Here is an 18211-nt window from a genome sequence, read left to right as displayed (position 1 = left end):
TCCAACCTTCCTAAACCGGCCGCCATCTCCCCAGGCCTATCCCAGCGCCCCCTCTCCCTTGGGGAGAGGGCCGGGGTGAGGGTTCGTCCGCTCCAACCTTACAGAACCGGCTCCCATCTTCCCATGCCTATCCCTGCGCCCCCTCTCTCCCTTGGGGAGAGGGCCGGGGTGAGGGGGCCCTTCGCACAAATGCTGCAAAATAACGGCTTGAACCCCACTCCAGTTATCAAACACCTCATTATTCCAAAAACGCAGCACCTTAAACCCAAGCTGCTTGAGATAACGCGAACGCCGCGCATCATAAGTTGCCTGTTCCATATGTTGCCCGCCATCCAACTCAACAATCAGCTTTCTTTGCAGGCAAACAAAATCAACGATGTATGGCCCAATCGGCAACTGACGGCGGAACTTGTAACCGCCCAAACGTCGATCGCGTAGCCCCAGCCAGGCGGTTTTTTCCGCCGGCGTCATCATAGCCCGTAGCCGCCGGGCGTTTTGCAGCACGCTTTTTTCCATCGCAAGGCCCCCTGCCTGCGACTATAAACAGCGAAAAATATGCCGACACCCGCCTTTTACCCACTTTGCGTAACGCGCCAAAAACTTGCGGGCAACATCCTGAAAAAAATTCATCAAAAAAATAATTCATTATCGCAACTTATCTGGTTATGATGCTGCAAACACAACAAATAGACGTCCAGACAGAAAGACTTCCGTACGGATATTTAATCATCACAATTCCACCTGCTTATGGAGCAATAATGAAAAAGATAAAGACCTCATTGCTGGCGCTCAGTCTGCTGATTGCACTGCCATCGCTGGCGGCGGAAACCGTGCCAGCTCCGGTGCCTGCCGCTATCGCCAACCACCAGGGGCCAATCCGCGTCGCCATCATTCGTAACCTGGGCTCTGATGACAACACCACCCAGTTCCTGGCCGGCGCCATTCAGCAAGGCCGTAAGCTGGGTTTTAAGATCGATACTTTCTTGAGCAACGGCGATGACGCGCGTTTCCAGGATTTCGTCAACCAGGCCATCAGCCAGAAATACGACGGCATTATTCTTTCGCAGGGCCGTGCACCTTATTCCACCGATCTGGTCAAACGCATTGCCGCCGCCGGCATTGCCGTTTCCGTCTTTGATACCGATGTCAGCGGCAGCGTACCTGGCGCCACCGTCACCCAGCAGGACGATGCATCGCTGACCAATGAATCCTTCGGCCAGTTAGTGAAGGATTTCAATGGCAAAGCCAATATCGTCAAGCTGTGGGTAGCCGGCTTCCCGCCGATGGAACGCCGCCAGGCGGCTTATCAGCAGTTGCTGAAACAAAACCCGGGCATCCATGAGCTGGAATCTATCGGGGCCGTATCTTCCGACGTGCAGGGTGATACCGCCAACAAGGTCGGCGCGATCCTGGCAAAATATCCAAAAGGCAAAATTGACGCGATTTGGGGCACTTGGGATGCATTTTCTCAGGGCGCATATAAGGCGTTAAAAGAGAACGGCCGTACGGAAATCAAACTCTACAGCATTGATATTTCTAACCAGGATCTGCAACTGATGCGTGAAGCCGGCAGCCCGTGGAAAGTCAGCGTGGCGGTCGATCCCAAACTGATTGGCGCGATCAACCTGCGCCTGGTGGCGAACAAGATTGCTGGCGAACCCACGCCGGCCACCTATGAATTTAAAGCAGCTACCATCCCACAGGCATTGCTGTTGAGCCAGCCGGGGCCGGTCAACGTTGCCGGGCTGGCGAAAATTATCCCGGGCTGGGGCGCCAGCGATGATTTCATTCAGCCTTGGTTCGCCACGTTAGCGGCGCAAAAACACTAGGTTGCAGCCAGCAGCCGTGCGGGGCAGCGCCACATTCGGGTAACACGTTTTTAGCGTAAAGCGCCTTGGTTAAGGCGAGTGGGAAGCACGGTAGGGAAAGTACATTAAGGCCAACACGGAGGTTGGCCTTTACGCGGGATCATCAATGCAAAGTGCCAAGGCCCATCAGGTTTTCAGGCTTGAAGAGCCCGTTAATGCCTTTCAGTTCAACGCAATTTGCGCGGCGGGCCTGATCTTGCTCCATTCCGTTTTGATGAATTGAAGCGATAACCCCAACTTTACCGGTTTCGCTGTCCATAACCTTGCAGCCTGGGGCAATCCGGTTTCTGTACCTATCATAGACAGTTATCATTTATGACCTCCTACTCGTCAACAGCAACAATAACCGCATAAATGATAGGCCTACAAAAACCTAGATTCAAGCGACCTAGACCGTGCGAGGGGTCGTTTTTCGCCGCAGCTTGGCCAGCTGTGTTTTGATGCGGTTACGCTTCAGTTCGGAAAGGCCATCGACCAGCAGGTGCCCATCCAGATGATCGATCTCGTGCTGCAGGCAAACGGCAAAGGCGCCGCTGGCTTCAATCTGCTGCGGCACGCCGGCCAGATCGGTAAACGCCACCGTCACCTGGCGGGCCCGCTCGGCAGGCAATGGGTGGCCGGGAATGGAAGAACACAACTCCAGATGCGTCGTTTTCTCCGCTGAAACGCTGACGATCTGCGGGTTGATTAACGCCAGCCGCTGGCGCTGCCCGGCATCATCCACGGTGTCGACCGCGACAATGCGCAGCGGGATCCCCAGTTGGATAGCCGCCAGGCCAGAATCTTTGGTAGCATCGATCACGGTAAACATCTCGTCCACCACCGCCTTCACACGATCGTCGATAGCCTCGACTGGCCGGGAAACGCCGGCCATGCGCTTATCGTCGATCCACAGCACCTCAGTTGCAGACATGGTTATCTCCTTTGGTCACTGCCGCACTTTGCAAAGCCAGCAGTTTATTACGCAACCCGGCATCATGAGCATAGATATACAGCCCATTGATCGCTCGGGTCATCAACACGTTGATGGCATTTAGCATGATGCGCCGCTGCACGCTGCCGGCCTCGGCAACCTGCGCTTTGCCTTGAAACGCCGCGCTGTCTTCATAACGGTGGGGATCCAGCACGATTTCCTGCCGGCGATCATCCCAGGATACGGAAGGCCCGAGGATCAGCCCGACATAGTTAAGATCAAACCCCTGCACGGTATATACCGATCCTACTTCATCAATGGTGTCTGGCCGCTCCGCCCAGGGCAGGCGTTCATTCGGCTTTGAGCGATCCCAGCGCAGCCGGAATGCCCCTTCTTCGATAAAATAGTCCTGGCCGTCCAGCCGGTAAGGGTAATCATAGGTAGAGAGCATCCGCGACAACCCCACCGTACGGTTTTTCTGCCGGATGGCATCATACATCGCCTGGGCATCGGCAAAGATTTTTATCTCAAAATTCTGGTGCTCACGCCCAGCGCTGGGCAGCGGCAACAGTCGGTACTGGCAAAAATGGTCGATCCAGGCTTGCACCGCACTGCCGGCCTGCATCCTGAACTGGTGGTGAAGAGCATAGGTTTCATGGGGCCAGCGGCCGACGATCTGCGCCAAATCATCCCCCCGCCACAGGCTTTTGAATTTCAGCACCTGCTTTTCATCAAACACCAGCACAATCAGCCGGGCCAGGCGGGCAATTTCAACCAGGTGGTTGTCCTGGTTGAAGTGGTTGTAGCGATCGCTGCGCGTCAGCAGCAGGTGGGCTTCGTCAACCAGCACAATGTCGGCCCGGCTGCCGTTTTTATCCATCCGGTTGATAAAGGTCGTCGGCCGCTCATAGTCCTTTTTCCGCAGGTAAGGCACACCCTGCGCGGCATTTTTGTAGGCCTTGAGCATTTCCGGGTGGTTGACCAGCAGGTAGTTTTCCTGGCCGGCAAACGGGCTGCCCGGCTGCTGGCGATTTTGCGCCTGGATATCGGCAAACAACGTGTTCAGGAAAACGCTTTTCCCGGTGCCGGCGTCGCCATGGATAACCAAAAAGGCGTGTTCGTCGTTCTGGTGGGCGATCAGGAAGGCTTCAACGCGCTGTTTTAGCGCCAGTTGCTCCGCAGAGAGCGGTTTTTCCGGCGAGAGTTTGAAGCTGGCTTGATTAGTATTTGGCATTTCAGCAACGAGCTTTGTGAAAATAATGGTGGCACGGACGTTTGAGCCGTGCGGGTTGCGCACTTAATGCCCTCACCCCGGCCCTCTCCCACAGGGAGAGGGAGTATTCGTGCCCGGTAGCGGCAACGGGCGAGTCCCCTCACACCGGCCCTCTCCTACGGGGAGAGGGAGCATGAACAAGGGCTCGGGCAATCCCCTCTCCCTCTGGGAGAGGGTTAGGGTGAGGGAAAGCGAGGAGTTAGCCCCACACCTCATCAGCAACGGCTTTCACCAGGGCAATCTTCGCCCACTGCTGCTCTTCGGTCAGCACGTTACCCTCTTCCGTTGAAGCAAAACCGCACTGGGTGCTCAGGCACAGGCGTTCCAACGGAATGTACTGCGTCGCTTCTTTAATGCGCGCAATCACCGCCTGTTTGTCTTCCAGCTCACCAAGCTTGGACGAAATCAGCCCCAGCACCACTTGTTTATTCGGCGACACCTTCGCCAGCGGCGAGAAATCCCCGGCGCGTTCAGTATCAAACTCCAAGTAGTAAGCGGCCACGTTCTCACGGGCGAACAATACGTCAGCCACCGGCTGGTAGCCGCCGCTGGCAGCCCAAGAAGAGTGGTAGTTACCGCGGCAAACGTGGGTGGTCAGCACCAAATCGGCCGGCGCCCCTTCAATGGCCGCATTATTCACCTTCAGGTACAGCTCGGCCAAAGCCTGGGCTTTGGTTGGCTCAGCAGGTTCCCCACCGCAGCAACTGCAGCCGCTTTCGGTCGATTTTGGCGTATCCGCCGCGCCGCCGCCGGCAAACTTCGGATCCACCAGCATACCCCAGGTGCAGTCATCCAACTGCAGGTTGCGGCAACCAGCGGCATACAGCTCTTTAATAAAGGTGCGGTAGGCCTTGGCGATATCGGCAACCAGTTCGTCTTCCGTCGGGTAGACGGCAAGCGTCAGCGCTTTGTTATCCGGGCGCTGCAGTTCCGCCAGAAACTGCGCCGGGGAAGGCACGGTCAGGCGCGGAGTAATGCCCGCTTCAGCGAACTGCAGCAAAAATTTGAAGTGTTCGATAAACAAATGGTTTTCACCGGAAATTTTCCCGGTCAGGCGCGCGGTTTCCGGGCGGGTTTCTTTATCGGCGAACACATATCCTTTAGAAATGGATGCCTTTTCAACCCCCTTCAACGCCCACATAAAGTCCAGGTGCCACCAGCTCCGGCGAAACTCGCCATCGGTGATCACCTGCAGCCCTGCGGCCTTCTGTTTAGCCACCAATTCGGTAATCGCTTGGTCTTCGACAGCCTGCAAATCTGCGGCGGAAATCTCCCCTTTGGCAAAGCGCGCCCGCGCGTCATGTAAGTATTGCGGGCGCAGATAGCTGCCGACTACATCAGCACGGAAAGGCGGGATATGGGTATATGCTTGTGTCATGTATTGTTTCCTGTCTTATTTTAATTACTTATATTTAGCTGTTCATTTCTATCATGAAATAGCCGGTAAGGCATAAAAAAATCCTATAACTTCATCGCCCCTGGCGACGTTTGCGCCAGAAACGGCTACCGTTATTCACTACGCCAACCAGCAAAAACGGAATGGTTACCATAGACAGAATTCATCGGCTGTTTGTGGCACAGCTCACACTTTAATTGTATGATGAATGCGTCAGTTAAAGGGGAAAACGTCATGGGCAACATGTATACACAAGGCTGGAGATACCTGCGATCGTTCGGCCTGATCTATCTTTGTTTATTTGCCGGCAATGCCATTTCAGCGCTATTGCCAATCGTCATCCCCGGCAGCATTATCGGCATGCTCATCCTGTTTGCCCTGCTCGCTTCACAGATTGTGCGTTCAAGCCTGGCCAAACCGGGTTGCCATTTCTTTATTCGCTATATGGTGCTGCTGTTCGTGCCGATCGGCGTTGGCGTAATGAAATACTACGATCAGCTCATCTCCCATCTGGGGCCGTTGGTGGTCTCCTGCCTGGTCAGCACCCTGGTGGTGTTGCTGGTGGTGGGCTACAGTTCACACTACCTGCACAGCCGGCATCCGCTCGCCAATAAAAAAACCGAAAGCGCGGGGGAACAGAAATGATCCAGAATATCTGGTGGTCGCTGCCATTAACGCTGATTGTGTTCTATGCCGCCCGGCAGTTGGCGATCAAACTGAATATGCCGTTACTCAACCCGTTGTTGGTGTCCATGGCGTTGATCATTCCATTCCTGCTGCTGACCGGCATTTCTTACGAAAGCTATTTTCAGGGCAGTAAAATCCTCAACGATCTGCTGCAGCCGGCCGTGGTGGCGCTGGCTTTCCCGCTGTATGAACAGCTGCATCAGATCCGCGCGCGCTGGAAATCAATCATCACCATCTGTTTTATCGGCAGCATGGCCGCAATGATCAGCGGTGGGGCCATCGCACTGTGGCTGGGGGCGACGCCGGAAATCGCCGCCTCTATCGTTCCTAAATCGGTCACCACGCCCATCGCCATGGCGGTGGCGGACTCTATCGGCGGCATCCCCGCCATCAGCGCGGTGTGCGTGATTTTTGTCGGTATCCTCGGCGCCGTGTTGGGCCACCCGTTGCTCAACCTGCTGCACATTAACACCAAATCCGCCCGCGGCCTGGCGATGGGCAGCGCCTCGCACGCCTTGGGAACGGCGCGCTGTGTGGAAATGGATTTCCAGGAAGGGGCATTCAGCTCGCTGGCGCTGGTCATTTGCGGCATCATTACCTCGCTGACCGCACCGATCCTGTTCCCGATCATGTTGCATCTGTTCAGCTGATGGTCGGCCGGCCGCAAACCAGGCTTGGTGGCCGGCAAAAACTTGCATTAAATCTCACAGATTCCCTTTGCGTTACATTAATTTCATAAATTAAGAGACATAAATCACACATTATTATGAGAAGGTTACCTAGAATGTTATCCCGTTTCTGAGGAGAGAGTTTCTATGCATGCGCGTTTTCATACTGCTTTCCGCGACTTGCCTGCCACCCTGCAGGCAGCCCTGCAACCCTATCTTGATACTGAAAACTTCCAGGGCGTGCTGAGTGCAAAGCAAGCGGAAGCCATCAAGCAGCACTGCGGGCTGGATGATAACGCTTTAGCCTTCGCTCTGCTGCCGTTGGCCGCCGCCTGCGCGCTGGCGGCCATCTCAAACTTCCATGTGGGCGCCATCGCCCGCGGCACAAGTGGCAATCTCTATTTCGGCAGTAATATGGAGTTCAACGGCGCCCCGCTGCAGCAAACGGTGCACGCCGAACAAAGTGCGGTCACCCATGCCTGGCTGCGCGGTGAAAGCGGGCTGGCCGCCATCACCGTTAATTACACCCCTTGCGGGCACTGCCGCCAATTTATGAATGAACTCAACAGCGGTTTGGATCTGGAAATTAATCTCCCGAACCGTGAGCCGGCCACGCTGGGGGATTATCTGCCCGATGCCTTCGGGCCGAAGGATCTGGCAATCGATTCGTTGTTGATGGATAACGTTGACCACGGTTTCCAACTGCAACTGGACGATGAGCTGGCGAAAGCGGCGCTGGCCGCGGCTAACCAAAGCCATGCGCCATACAGCAACGCCCACAGCGGCGTTGCGTTGGAAGCGCAAGACGGCCAGGTGTTCACCGGCCGCTATGCGGAGAACGCCGCCTTCAACCCAAGCCTGCCGCCGTTGCAAGCCGCGTTGGTTCTGATGAACATGGCCGGCGCCGACTGCCAGCAAATCAGCCGCGCAGTGCTGGCCGAGCCGCAAAATGCACCGTTCAGCCAATGGGCCGCCACACGCGCCACGCTGGAAGCGCTGGGCTGCCTGGATATTCAACGCGTGGCCTTTTAAATGACCGGCGCTGCAGGCAGCCGCAGCGCCCTGTTTTTTCACTAACTGCCCGTATTCGTTAAATAATATGTCGACCAATAGCAAATACCTGCCCTTTTCCCCCATAATCTGATAACAATTGCTGTACATATTTTCCTTATCTTTTAGGATCTATCACGATATACCCGATAAATATCAAGGTGCGGGAAGGCAGCAAGTGAACGAATACCCAGGCCCTGGCGCAACATGGCACACCGAGCGCACCTGCGGCTTGAATGATGAAAGGGTATAAACGTTATCTGATACGCTAAAGAGTGAAATCCATGGAACTTGAATACGAAAGTAAACGCCCGCTGTATATCCCCTATGCCGGCCCTATCCTGCTGGAATTTCCATTGTTGAACAAAGGCAGCGCCTTTACCGAAGAAGAACGCAGCAACTTCAACCTGCACGGCCTGCTGCCAGAAGCGGTAGAAACCATTGAAGAACAGGTGGAACGCGCCTACCGCCAGTATCTGGACTTCAAAAACGATAACGACAAGCACATTTATCTGCGCAATATTCAGGACACCAACGAAACCCTCTTCTACCGTTTGTTGGACGCCCACCTGAGCGAAATGATGCCGATCATTTACACGCCGACGGTTGGCGAAGCCTGTGAACACTTTTCCGATATTTATCGCCGCGCGCGCGGGCTGTTCATCTCTTACCCGAACCGCGATCGCATCGACGACATGCTGCAAAACGCCACCAAACAAAACGTGAAGGTGATTGTGGTCACCGACGGCGAGCGCATCCTCGGCCTGGGCGACCAGGGCATCGGCGGCATGGGCATTCCTATCGGTAAACTTTCGCTCTACACCGCCTGTGGCGGCATCAGCCCGGCCTATACGTTGCCGGTGGTGCTGGACGTCGGCACCAACAATCCGCAACGCCTGAACGATCCGCTCTACATGGGCTGGCGCCATCCGCGTATCTCCGGCGACGAATACTACGAATTCGTCGAAGCGTTTATCCAGGCGGTAAAACGCCGCTGGCCGAACGTGCTGCTGCAGTTCGAAGACTTTGCCCAGAAGAATGCCACGCCGCTGCTTAACCGCTACCGCGACGAAATCTGCTGCTTCAACGATGACATCCAGGGCACCGCCTCTGTGGCCATCGGCAGCCTGATCGCCGCCAGCCACGCGGCCGGCAGCCAGCTGCGCGATCAAACCGTGGCCTTCCTCGGCGCCGGTTCCGCCGGCTGCGGGATTGCCGAACAGATTGTTGCCCAGATGAAATCCGAAGGGCTGAGCGAAGAAGAAGCGCGCGCCCGGGTATTCATGGTGGATCGCTTCGGCCTGCTCACCGACAAACTGCCCAACCTGCTCGAATTCCAGAGCAAGCTGGTGCAAAAAAGCGAAGCGCTGGCGGGCTGGGGGCTGGAAAACGATGCGATTTCGCTGCTGGACGTGGTGCGCAACGCCAAACCGACCATTCTGATCGGCGTTTCCGGCCAACCCGGCTTGTTCACGGAAGAAGTCATCCGCGAGATGCATAAACATTGCCCGCGCCCGATCGTCATGCCGCTGTCCAACCCGACTTCCCGCGTGGAAGCTCGCCCGGAAGACATCATCAACTGGACGGACGGCGCTGCGCTGGTCGCCACCGGCAGCCCGTTCGCCCCGGTGATGTACAAAGGCAAACAGTACCCGATCGCCCAGTGCAACAACTCTTATATCTTCCCGGGCATCGGCCTTGGGGTGCTGGCTTCCGGCGCCAACCGCGTGACCGACGCCATGCTGATGGCCGCCAGCCGCACGCTGGCCGAATGCTCGCCGCTCGCCAGCGACGGCCACGGCCCGCTGCTGCCGAACATTGACGACATTCAGGGCGTATCGAAATGCATCGCCATGGAAGTGGGCAAAGCGGCGCAGTTGCAAGGCGTGGCGGTGGTGACGTCGGAAGATGCACTGTCAAAAGCGATTGAGCACAATTTCTGGAGCCCGCAGTACCGCAACTACAAACGCACGTCGTTCTAACCCTGCATCGATTGCCCCCCCATAATGGGAGGGCAATAGCTTATAGCTTGCTGAAAAATGTGGCGCTACGCGCGTTCCTTATGGTGCATCGCTTGCGCCAACTAGTCAGGTAAAGTAGCCTTGCTCTATTCTGTCAGCATCTATGTGCGTAAGGCCCGGAAATGTGGAAACGCCTGATAATTAGCCTGTTCATCATCATTGCGGTGTTGGTGCTGTCTGTTATCGCGCTCGATCGCTGGATCAGTTGGAAAACCGCCCCCTACGTTTACGACGAGCTGCAAGAGTTGCCGCACCGGCAGGTTGGCGTGGTGCTCGGCACGGCCAAGTATTACCGCACCGGCGTGATTAACCAGTATTATCGCTACCGTATTCAGGGCGCGCTCAACGCCTACAACAGCGGCAAAGTGAAATACCTGCTGCTGAGCGGCGATAACGCCCAGTCAAGCTACAACGAACCGATGACCATGCGTCGCGATCTGATCGCGGCCGGCGTGGCGCCCAGCGACATCGTGCTGGACTATGCCGGTTTTCGCACGCTCGATTCCATTGTGCGCACCCGCAAAGTGTTTGATGCCAATGATTTTATTATTATCACCCAGCGTTTCCACTGCGAACGCGCGCTGTTTATTGCGTTGCATATGGGCATTCAGGCGCAGTGCTACGCGGTGCCCTCGCCAAAAGACATGATGACGGTGCGGGTGCGCGAGATTTTCGCCCGCCTTGGCGCATTGAACGATTTATATATTCTGAAGCGCGAGCCGCGTTTCCTCGGCCCGATGATCCCGATATCTTCCATGCACAACGTGCCGGAAGACGCCCAGGGCTACCCGGCCGTGTCGCCAGAGCAGATGGTGGAGCAGGGAAATAAACTCGCGGCGGAAAAGCAAAAGGCGCTGAAGAAATCCTGATTCCAGGCCCTCATCCCAGCCCTCTCCCACGGGGAGAGGGGGTGTAGCGTGCTATCAAAAGCATGATGCCTTCCCACAGACGAGCGCTATATCTAACATGATGCTCGGACGGTCCCCTCTCCCTATGGGAGAGGGATAGGGTGAGGGGCAAAGTGACATGCCACTACTTCTTCTTGGCGTACTTCAGCGAATCCAACGCCACCGCAAAGATAATAATGCTGCCCTTGATGATGTACTGCCAATACGGATTGATACCAATGTAGGTCAGGCCATAGTTAATCACGGTAAAAATAATTACCCCAGTCACCACCCCCAGCACGGTCCCCACCCCGCCGGCAAACGATACCCCGCCCACCACACAGGCGGCGATGGCATCCAGCTCATACATAAAGCCCAGGTTATTGGTGGCACTGCCGATACGGCCGGCTTCCAACAGGCCGCCAAAGGCATAAAACACGCCCGACAGCGCATAAATCATGATCAAATTCAGCGGCACATTCACACCGGAGACTTTCGCCGCCTCGGGGTTACCGCCAATCGCAAAGATATTTTTACCGAAACGCGTTTTATTCCACAGCACCCAGACAAAAATAATCGCAATCACCGCATAAAACGTAATGTAGGAAAGTTTGAAATCGCCAAAGCGAATAAACCCCTGAGCGAAGGTTGAGAATTTCTGATCAAACCCCGCCACCGGCGAAGCGCCGACAAAATCGTAATACAGTGAGTTAACCCCATACACGATAATCATCGTACCCAGCGTGGTGATAAACGGCGTGACGTTAAGATAGGCAATCACCAGCCCGTTAATCAGGCCGATAACCGCGCCAACAGCGCAAACCAGCAGGATCACCAGCGGAATAGACCAGGTTTCCATGTGCGGGAACACTTTGTTGACGTTATCCATCGACTGTAACAGCGTGGCTGCCACCACCGCCGCCAGCCCCACCTGGCGCCCGGCGGAAAGGTCCGTGCCCTGGGTCACGATAAGCCCCGCCACCCCCAGCGCGATAATAATACGCACCGAAGACTGCGTAAGAATATTGCTCAGGTTCATCAAGCTTAAGAAAGTTGGATCCTGGATAATAATAATTGCCAGCAGCACCAGCAAAACCACATAAATGCCGCCTTCTTTAAAATAGGTGAACAGCGTTTTTTTATTCAGCACATTCATAATTACGATCCTTAAAGGTGCAGGGATGCCAAACGTAAGATTTCATTTTGCGAGGTTTGTCTGGTATTAACGATGCCCGCAACCTGGCCGTTACTCATCACGAGTATTCTGTCGGTAATGCCCAAAAGCTCCGGCATTTCGGACGAGATAATAATGATCCCCTTGCCCTTTTTCGCCAAATCAGCCATCAGTTGATAAATTTCAAATTTAGCCCCCACGTCAACCCCGCGCGTCGGCTCATCCAGCATCAGGATTTCCGGCTGCGTTAATAACCAGCGCCCAAGGATCACTTTTTGCTGGTTGCCGCCGGAGAGTGAACCTATCGTCGTCCGATGGCCCGGCGTTTTTACCCGCATGGCGTCAATCACCCATTGGGTATCGCTTTTCATGCGCACGTTATCCAACAGGCCTATTTTATTTTTATAATTACGAATATTGGATATCAGCGAATTAAAACCGATATCCAGATAGGCATAAATGCCGGTGGAACGGCGTTCTTCGGTCACCAGAGCAAAGCCGCGGTTAATCGCCTCGTTTGCGCTGTTGTTATTAATCGCCTTGCCGTGCAGCTTAATGGTGCCCGCGACTTTTTCACGAATGCCGAACAGGGTTTCCACAATGTCGGTGCGCTTCGCCCCCACCAGCCCGGCGATCCCCAGAATCTCCCCTTTGTGCAGATCAAAAGAAACGTCGCGGATCGAAGGCTGGCGCAGCGAGGTCAGATTTTTCACTTCCAGAATAACCTCGCCCGGCGTATTACTGCGATCGGGGAAGCGTTGGCTGAGCGAACGCCCAACCATCATGGCGATAATCTTGTCCATATCCAGCCCCGCCAGCGGCTGGGTCGTGATCCATTGGCCGTCGCGTAAAATGGTGATCTCATCGCACAGCTGAAAGATTTCCTCCATCTTGTGGGAAATATAAACAATGCCGCAGCCGCGCGCTTTCAACTTGCGGATAATGGTGAACAGGTGGTTCACCTCTTTTTCGGTTAACGAAGAGGTGGGCTCGTCCATAATGACGATTTTTGCATCATAGGAAAACGCCTTGGCGATTTCGATCATCTGCATTTGCGAAACCGACAGCGTGCCAACCCTGGCGTGCGGATCAATATCGATATCCAGTTCGTCGAAGATTTCTTTGGTGTCTTTATACATTTTGTCCTGATCGACAAACATGCCCTTTGCCGGATAACGCCCCAGCCACATGTTGTCCATCACGCTGCGTTGCAACACCAGATTAAGTTCCTGATGCACCATGGAAACGCCATGCTCCAGCGCTTCTTTGGCACTTTTAAAATCAACTTCCTGCCCCTGGAAAATAATGCTGCCCGTATCTTTTTTATAAATGCCAAACAGGCATTTCAATAAGGTTGATTTACCGGCGCCATTTTCCCCCATCAGCGCGTGAATAGAGTGCGGGCGAACGCGTAAATTAACATTATCCAACGCTTTAACGCCGGGAAATGACTTATTGATCCCCGTCATCTCCAGCAGAAAGTCACGTGAGCTATCGGCCATAGTTACACCTGGCGGTTGTTATACTCGTCATACTTCAAGCTGCATGGCGTTGGCCTGTTACCCGCCCCAGTCACTGCCAAACTTCTGGCGCCTGGGATGTGCCGCACCGCCGACGGCCTGCAACTCAAACGATTTAAAGTATATTTTGCGGGCTGGAACCCGACCGCACGGGAGGTTGCCCCACCGCAGGCCAGGCGCATATCTCTATACCTTTCATACTTCAAGTTGCAGGTGTGTTGGCTTTCCTCGCTCACCCCAGTCACTTACTTATGTAAGCTCCTGGGGATTCGCTGCGTTGCCGCCTTCCTGCAACTCGAATTATTTTGGGTATCGATTTATTTCACAAACTGAGACAAGTTATCTTTATCAACGCCAACGTAAGGAATACGCACCACTTTATTGTCGATGGTGTATTGGGTGCCTTCGGCGGCAGGTTTGCCGGCGGCCAGGTTCTTCGCCAGTTCAAAGGTAGCGCGTGCCTGGTTCTCTGCATCGTTGAGCACGGTGCCGGCCATTGCGCCGGATTTCACCATTGCCAACGCCTCCGGCAACGCATCCACGCCGAATACCGGGATGCTGGCCTTATTGTGGGCCTTCAGCGCTTCTACCGCCCCCATCGCCATCGCGTCGTTGTTGGCGATCACCACTTCGATCTTGTTCGCATTCGGGCCAGACAGCCAGGCATCCATTTTGTCTTTCGCCTGTGCGGTATCCCACATGGCGGTATCCAACTGCAGTTGCTGGGTTTTGAACCCCTGCTCATTGAGGGTTTTCACCACATAGGTGGTGCGCGCTTCTGCATCCGGGTGGCCTGGCTCGCCCTTAAGCAGCACAAACTGAATCTGGCCGTCTTTGTTCAGATCCCACGCGGGGTTGGCTTTCCAGTGTTTGGCGATCAATTGGCCCTGGATCACGCCGGACTCTTTGGAATCCGTCCCGACATAATAAGCTTTGTCATAGCTGTCCAACGCCTTGCGGGAGGGTTCTTTGTTGTAAAATACGATCGGGACATCGTTGGCCCGCGCCTTGTCGATCACCACGGGCGCTGCGGCCGGATCGACCAGATTGATTGCCAGCGCTTTAACGCCCTTGGCGATCAGCACGTCGATCTGATCGTTTTGCTTCGACTGATCGTTTTGCGAATCATTCATCAGCAACGTCACGTCCGGCGCGGCTTTGGCATCCCGCTCAATCGCCTTGCGCACCACGGACATAAAGTTGTCGTCATATTTATAGATGGTCACGCCAATACGGGTATCGGCATGTGCGGCAGCCCCGAACATCATGCAGGCGGCTAATGCGGCCAGGGTAAACGCCTTTTTATTCATTTTCTGTCTCCGGGTTGTGTAGGGTCTTGCTCGGTATCAGGCCAGTTGCCACCGGCAACGTGGCGCCAGCGGAGTCTGGCAAGAGAAAATCAAGGTGCCGCTATCCTGGCTGCATGTTATGCCTGAAAGATGTTGACGATCTGTGAAATTTCTCACAGATTGGAAACGGTTACATCACGCGAAATGTTCAGGGAGTGACCGGTGCCACACTCTTGCGGCATGCAACTTTGGGCGCCGGAGAAAATGCACAGTTCAAGAAAGCAGAGGGGCGCAGGACAATGCCTGGCAGAATTTCAGCGGCAGATTGGTAATGACGAAGCGCAGCAAAAACCCGCCGCCTGCGGGCAGTCATTAATGTAATTTTTTTGTTAACAGCACGACAACCACTGCGCACTACCACGGCGGAAAAGTGATAGCGTTTTCTTTGTCGTGTTAGCAAGGCCAACACGAATCGCAGAATATACTTGATAGTAATCCACGTATTCTCTTTCGGTTTGTCTCCCCTTCTGTCGGAAACAACGTACTCCTGCAGTGATGAACGTCACCATCTGGCACCAAACAATAACCTTCATTATTTCGCCCCAAAAAAGTCAGCAAAGGAAGATATGCGAACGGCGGCTTCCCGCGCCGTCCGGCTCTCTTGCGTGCCCTAACGCCTAAGCCGAAAGAAAAAATTCCTCATGACATTTAATTGTGAAAATAACGTCACCTTTATGTAAGAAAAGGTAAATAAACCCACTCTATAGTTCTGGTGTTTCTATCGCCATAAAGCACCACAGACGTAACGGACATGAGACGCGAAGAAAAAAAGGATCGGATCGCATCGGATGCGTACTGGCTTCCTGCAGGGTAGCCGGATACCAGCACAGATGGCGCCATCGCGCGTTCATCAGCAGATAAAGCATCAACGAGGTACGGCCTTTTCCGGACCAAGCGTTCACCGGAGAAAATAAAAACGAGTTGCCGTTACGCTCAATTACCGGGTTTGTTAAAGCACCGAGATAATACGGGAAATAATGATGAAACATTTCAATCGTTCAGGGGTATATATTGCGGTGATGTCCGCGCTGCTTTCCTACACGACGCAAGCAGCGGACGGCACCGACATAGGCACAATAACCGTCCAAGGGCAGTCACTGGGCGGTGGGCAAATGGTGCAAGAAGAGAGCGCCAAAGCGCGCTCCACCGTAACCAAAGAGGCAATGGAGAAAATGTCCGGCACATCCAATGCCGTCGATAAACTCAAGTACACGCCGGGCATCAACGTCAACAGCAATGACTCCACCGGTCTGGGCGGTCTGGACTTCACCATGCGCGGCATGAGCGCCGATCAGGTGGGCCTGTCGATGGATGGCATCCCGGTGAACGACTCAGGCAACTATGCGCTCTACCCTAACCTGCTAGGCGACCCTGAAAATATCGAAGAAGTTTTCGTCACTCAGGGGTCTTCTGAGGCGGACGGCCCGCACATTGGCTCCAGCGGCGGCAACATCGGCCTGGTGACACGCCGGCCGGCGAAAGAATTTGGCGGGTTCCTCAAACAGACGATAGGCAGCAACAACCTGAGCAAAACCTTCGCGCGGCTGGATACCGGCGAGTATAACGGCTTCAGCAACTGGATCTCCTACTCGCACACCGAGGCGAAAAAGTGGCGCGGCGAGGGGCGGCAGTATGCTGACAAGTTCGAACTGAATTCGAACTATGAGGACGATAACGGCAACTCCAGCAACCTGGTGGTCAAATACCACCGCCAGGACAACATCAGCTACTACACGATGAGCAAGAAGGATTTCGATACTCACGGCCGTCGTTACGACTCAAGCGACACCCCGAGCTACAACAACGGACAGATCAGCAGCTACTACAAGCTGGCCCGCAACCCGTTTGAAAACCTGACGCTGTCCTTTACCCAGAAGCTGCAGTTGCGCGACAACCTGGCGTTGACGCTGCAGCCTTACTACTACTGGGGCAACGGCGGCGGCGCCAGCCCTTCCGCATCGTACCTGACCTCGTCGAGCAGCACGGCGGACCAATACGATCTTAGCAACCTCAGCAGCGACAGGACCTATTTCTACCGCCCATCCTGGACCCAGACCTGGCGCCCTGGCATTACCAGCAAGCTGAAGTGGGATATCAACGAGCAGCACAGTTTGGATCTGGGCTACTGGTACGAGCGCGCGCGTCAACGCCAGACCCAGCCGTATACCACAATCCAGCAGGACGGCAACCCGAGCACCGTATGGGCAGAGCCAGGCGCTTCTAATCAGTTTACTGACGCCAACGGCAACACGGTACAAGGGCGCAACTATTTCACCATCACTCCGGCACAGAAAGTGTGGCTGCAGGATACCTGGTTTGTCTCGCCAGACTGGACGCTGGTCGGCGGCCTGGCTTACCAAAACGTGAAGCGTGACGGTACCAACTATGGCAGCCTGACCGAAGCACCAGAGAAACGCAAATCCAGCTACAGTGAATGGCTGCCTAACTTCAGCATAAGTTACAAGATCGACCAGCAAAATCAGGCGTTCTATAACCTGACGCGCAACATGCGTACGCCGCAAAACTACGTACTCTACAATAAAGGCGATTCCATTAGCCTTGCGCCGGAAATGAGCTGGAACCACGAGCTGGGCTATCGTTTTCAGAATGAAGACATGCTGCTGAGCGCCTCGCTGTTCTATATGCGCTACAGCAATCGCCAGATCTCCAGTTCACTACCGGACGGCTCATACGAGATGATCAACGCCGGCAACGTGGAAAGTAAGGGGCTGCAGTTGGAGTGGGGCGGCAATCTGCCACACAACTTTAACTACTACACGTCCTACACCTATACCGATTCTGAGCAAAAGCAGGACGTGGAATATAAAGGCGTAGCGATGCCGACCAGCGGCAAGCAACTGCCCAACGTGCCGAAGAGCCTGCTCAATCTGTCCCTGGGTTACGATGATAGCCTCTACTACGGCAGCATCAGCAGTAAGTACGTCAGCTCCTTCTACGGCGATATGGCCAACAACGAGAAGATCAGCGGGCGCACGGTAGTCGATCTGGCGGCGGGTGTGCACCTACCGGTAGATAAGAAGATCATCAAGAGCGCAACGCTGCGCTTTGGCATTAACAACCTGTTCGACAAAGAGTATCTGAGCTCGGCACGCACCATCCCGATTAACGCGCAAAGCTACGGCGGCGTTTCTGCGGGAACCGCCTATTACAACGTAGGCGAAGAACGGACCTATAGCGTATCGCTGGAAGCCTCGTTCTAATATCTCCCCCTTCTGACCGCCTCCCGTATAGCTTGAGGAGGTCAGCCTTTCAGCCCCACTTAGCTACCAGCCCGCAAAACCAGCATACTGGTCTACACTCCCGGAAAGACAGCTGCGAATCATCCTCTGTGAGACTTCAGGCTGCTGGTGCGTCGGCCGCGATCGTTTATTCTGCCCTGCGCTT

The 18211-nt window shown here is 54.8% G+C and carries 15 protein-coding genes; 7 read left to right on the top strand and 8 right to left on the bottom strand.

Translation table 11 applies throughout. The annotated features are described in order from the left end of the window. Positions 1-36: 36 nt before the first annotated feature. Positions 37-516, bottom strand: a complete 480-nt coding sequence (locus AC559G_RS12685; RefSeq protein WP_498912769.1) for an endonuclease domain-containing protein — start codon at positions 514-516, stop codon at positions 37-39. Between the two features lie 242 nt (positions 517-758). Here AC559G_RS12685 and AC559G_RS12680 point away from each other — a divergent pair, with 242 nt between their 5' ends. Further along, a complete protein-coding gene (locus tag AC559G_RS12680) occupies positions 759-1829 on the top strand; it encodes a sugar ABC transporter substrate-binding protein (protein WP_498912768.1) in 1071 nt (356 codons plus the stop codon). A 142-nt stretch (positions 1830-1971) separates the two neighbouring features. Here AC559G_RS12680 and ydfZ read toward each other — a convergent pair whose 3' ends face one another. From ydfZ to AC559G_RS12660, 4 genes are all read right to left on the bottom strand, one after another. After that, the gene (gene ydfZ, locus AC559G_RS12675; protein WP_121525995.1) at positions 1972-2181 is read right to left on the bottom strand and encodes a putative selenium delivery protein YdfZ; all 210 of its coding nucleotides are present in this window, start codon (positions 2179-2181) and stop codon (positions 1972-1974) included. A gap of 75 nt (positions 2182-2256) precedes the next feature. Continuing rightward, positions 2257-2781, bottom strand: a complete 525-nt coding sequence (def, locus tag AC559G_RS12670) for a peptide deformylase (RefSeq protein WP_498912767.1) — start codon at positions 2779-2781, stop codon at positions 2257-2259. Next, on the bottom strand, positions 2768-4015 hold the full coding sequence (locus tag AC559G_RS12665) for a DUF2075 domain-containing protein (RefSeq protein WP_498912766.1): 1248 nt from the start codon (positions 4013-4015) through the stop codon (positions 2768-2770). Before AC559G_RS12665 ends, def begins: the two co-directional genes overlap by 14 nt. Before the next feature lie 238 nt (positions 4016-4253). Next, positions 4254-5432 (bottom strand): uroporphyrinogen decarboxylase/cobalamine-independent methonine synthase family protein, encoded by a 1179-nt coding sequence (locus AC559G_RS12660; protein ID WP_498912765.1) that lies wholly within the window; start codon positions 5430-5432, stop codon positions 4254-4256. 252 nt (positions 5433-5684) lie between these two features. Here AC559G_RS12660 and AC559G_RS12655 point away from each other — a divergent pair, with 252 nt between their 5' ends. The 5 genes from AC559G_RS12655 to sanA all read left to right on the top strand — a co-directional run bounded on the left by AC559G_RS12655 (position 5685) and on the right by sanA (position 10745). Next, a complete protein-coding gene (locus AC559G_RS12655) occupies positions 5685-6095 on the top strand; it encodes a CidA/LrgA family protein (RefSeq protein WP_438597365.1) in 411 nt (136 codons plus the stop codon). After that, a complete protein-coding gene (locus AC559G_RS12650; RefSeq protein ID WP_279029723.1) occupies positions 6092-6787 on the top strand; it encodes a CidB/LrgB family autolysis modulator in 696 nt (231 codons plus the stop codon). The genes AC559G_RS12655 and AC559G_RS12650 overlap by 4 nt, the downstream gene beginning before the upstream one ends. A gap of 165 nt (positions 6788-6952) precedes the next feature. Next, the gene (gene cdd / locus AC559G_RS12645; RefSeq protein WP_498912764.1) at positions 6953-7837 is read left to right on the top strand and encodes a cytidine deaminase; all 885 of its coding nucleotides are present in this window, start codon (positions 6953-6955) and stop codon (positions 7835-7837) included. Between the two features lie 302 nt (positions 7838-8139). Beyond that, positions 8140-9837, top strand: a complete 1698-nt coding sequence (locus tag AC559G_RS12640) for an NAD-dependent malic enzyme (protein ID WP_498912763.1) — start codon at positions 8140-8142, stop codon at positions 9835-9837. 161 nt (positions 9838-9998) lie between these two features. Further along, positions 9999-10745 carry an outer membrane permeability protein SanA gene (gene sanA, locus AC559G_RS12635; RefSeq protein WP_279029606.1) on the top strand — a complete coding sequence of 249 codons (747 nt, stop codon included), beginning with the start codon at positions 9999-10001 and terminating at the stop codon, positions 10743-10745. 163 nt (positions 10746-10908) lie between these two features. On the opposite strand, the gene mglC is transcribed toward sanA, so the two are convergent. The 3 genes from mglC to mglB all read right to left on the bottom strand — a co-directional run bounded on the left by mglC (position 10909) and on the right by mglB (position 14767). Then, complete coding sequence (mglC, locus tag AC559G_RS12630; protein WP_438598590.1) at positions 10909-11919, bottom strand: galactose/methyl galactoside ABC transporter permease MglC; 1011 nt, start codon at positions 11917-11919, stop codon at positions 10909-10911. Positions 11920-11930: 11 nt separating this feature from the next. Beyond that, on the bottom strand, positions 11931-13439 hold the full coding sequence (gene mglA / locus AC559G_RS12625) for a galactose/methyl galactoside ABC transporter ATP-binding protein MglA (protein WP_498912762.1): 1509 nt from the start codon (positions 13437-13439) through the stop codon (positions 11931-11933). A 335-nt stretch (positions 13440-13774) separates the two neighbouring features. Beyond that, a complete protein-coding gene (gene mglB / locus AC559G_RS12620; RefSeq protein ID WP_095845251.1) occupies positions 13775-14767 on the bottom strand; it encodes a galactose/glucose ABC transporter substrate-binding protein MglB in 993 nt (330 codons plus the stop codon). 1019 nt (positions 14768-15786) lie between these two features. Here mglB and AC559G_RS12615 point away from each other — a divergent pair. Then, the gene (locus tag AC559G_RS12615; protein WP_498912788.1) at positions 15787-18027 is read left to right on the top strand and encodes a TonB-dependent receptor family protein; all 2241 of its coding nucleotides are present in this window, start codon (positions 15787-15789) and stop codon (positions 18025-18027) included. Positions 18028-18211: the final 184 nt, after the last annotated feature.

The sequence above is a fragment of the Gibbsiella greigii genome (genome assembly GCF_039540155.1).
In the GTDB taxonomy this organism is placed as follows: domain Bacteria; phylum Pseudomonadota; class Gammaproteobacteria; order Enterobacterales; family Enterobacteriaceae; genus Gibbsiella; species Gibbsiella quercinecans.
The sequence above is the reverse complement of the archived record's forward strand: the minus strand, read 5'-3'. Positions and strand labels throughout refer to the sequence as shown.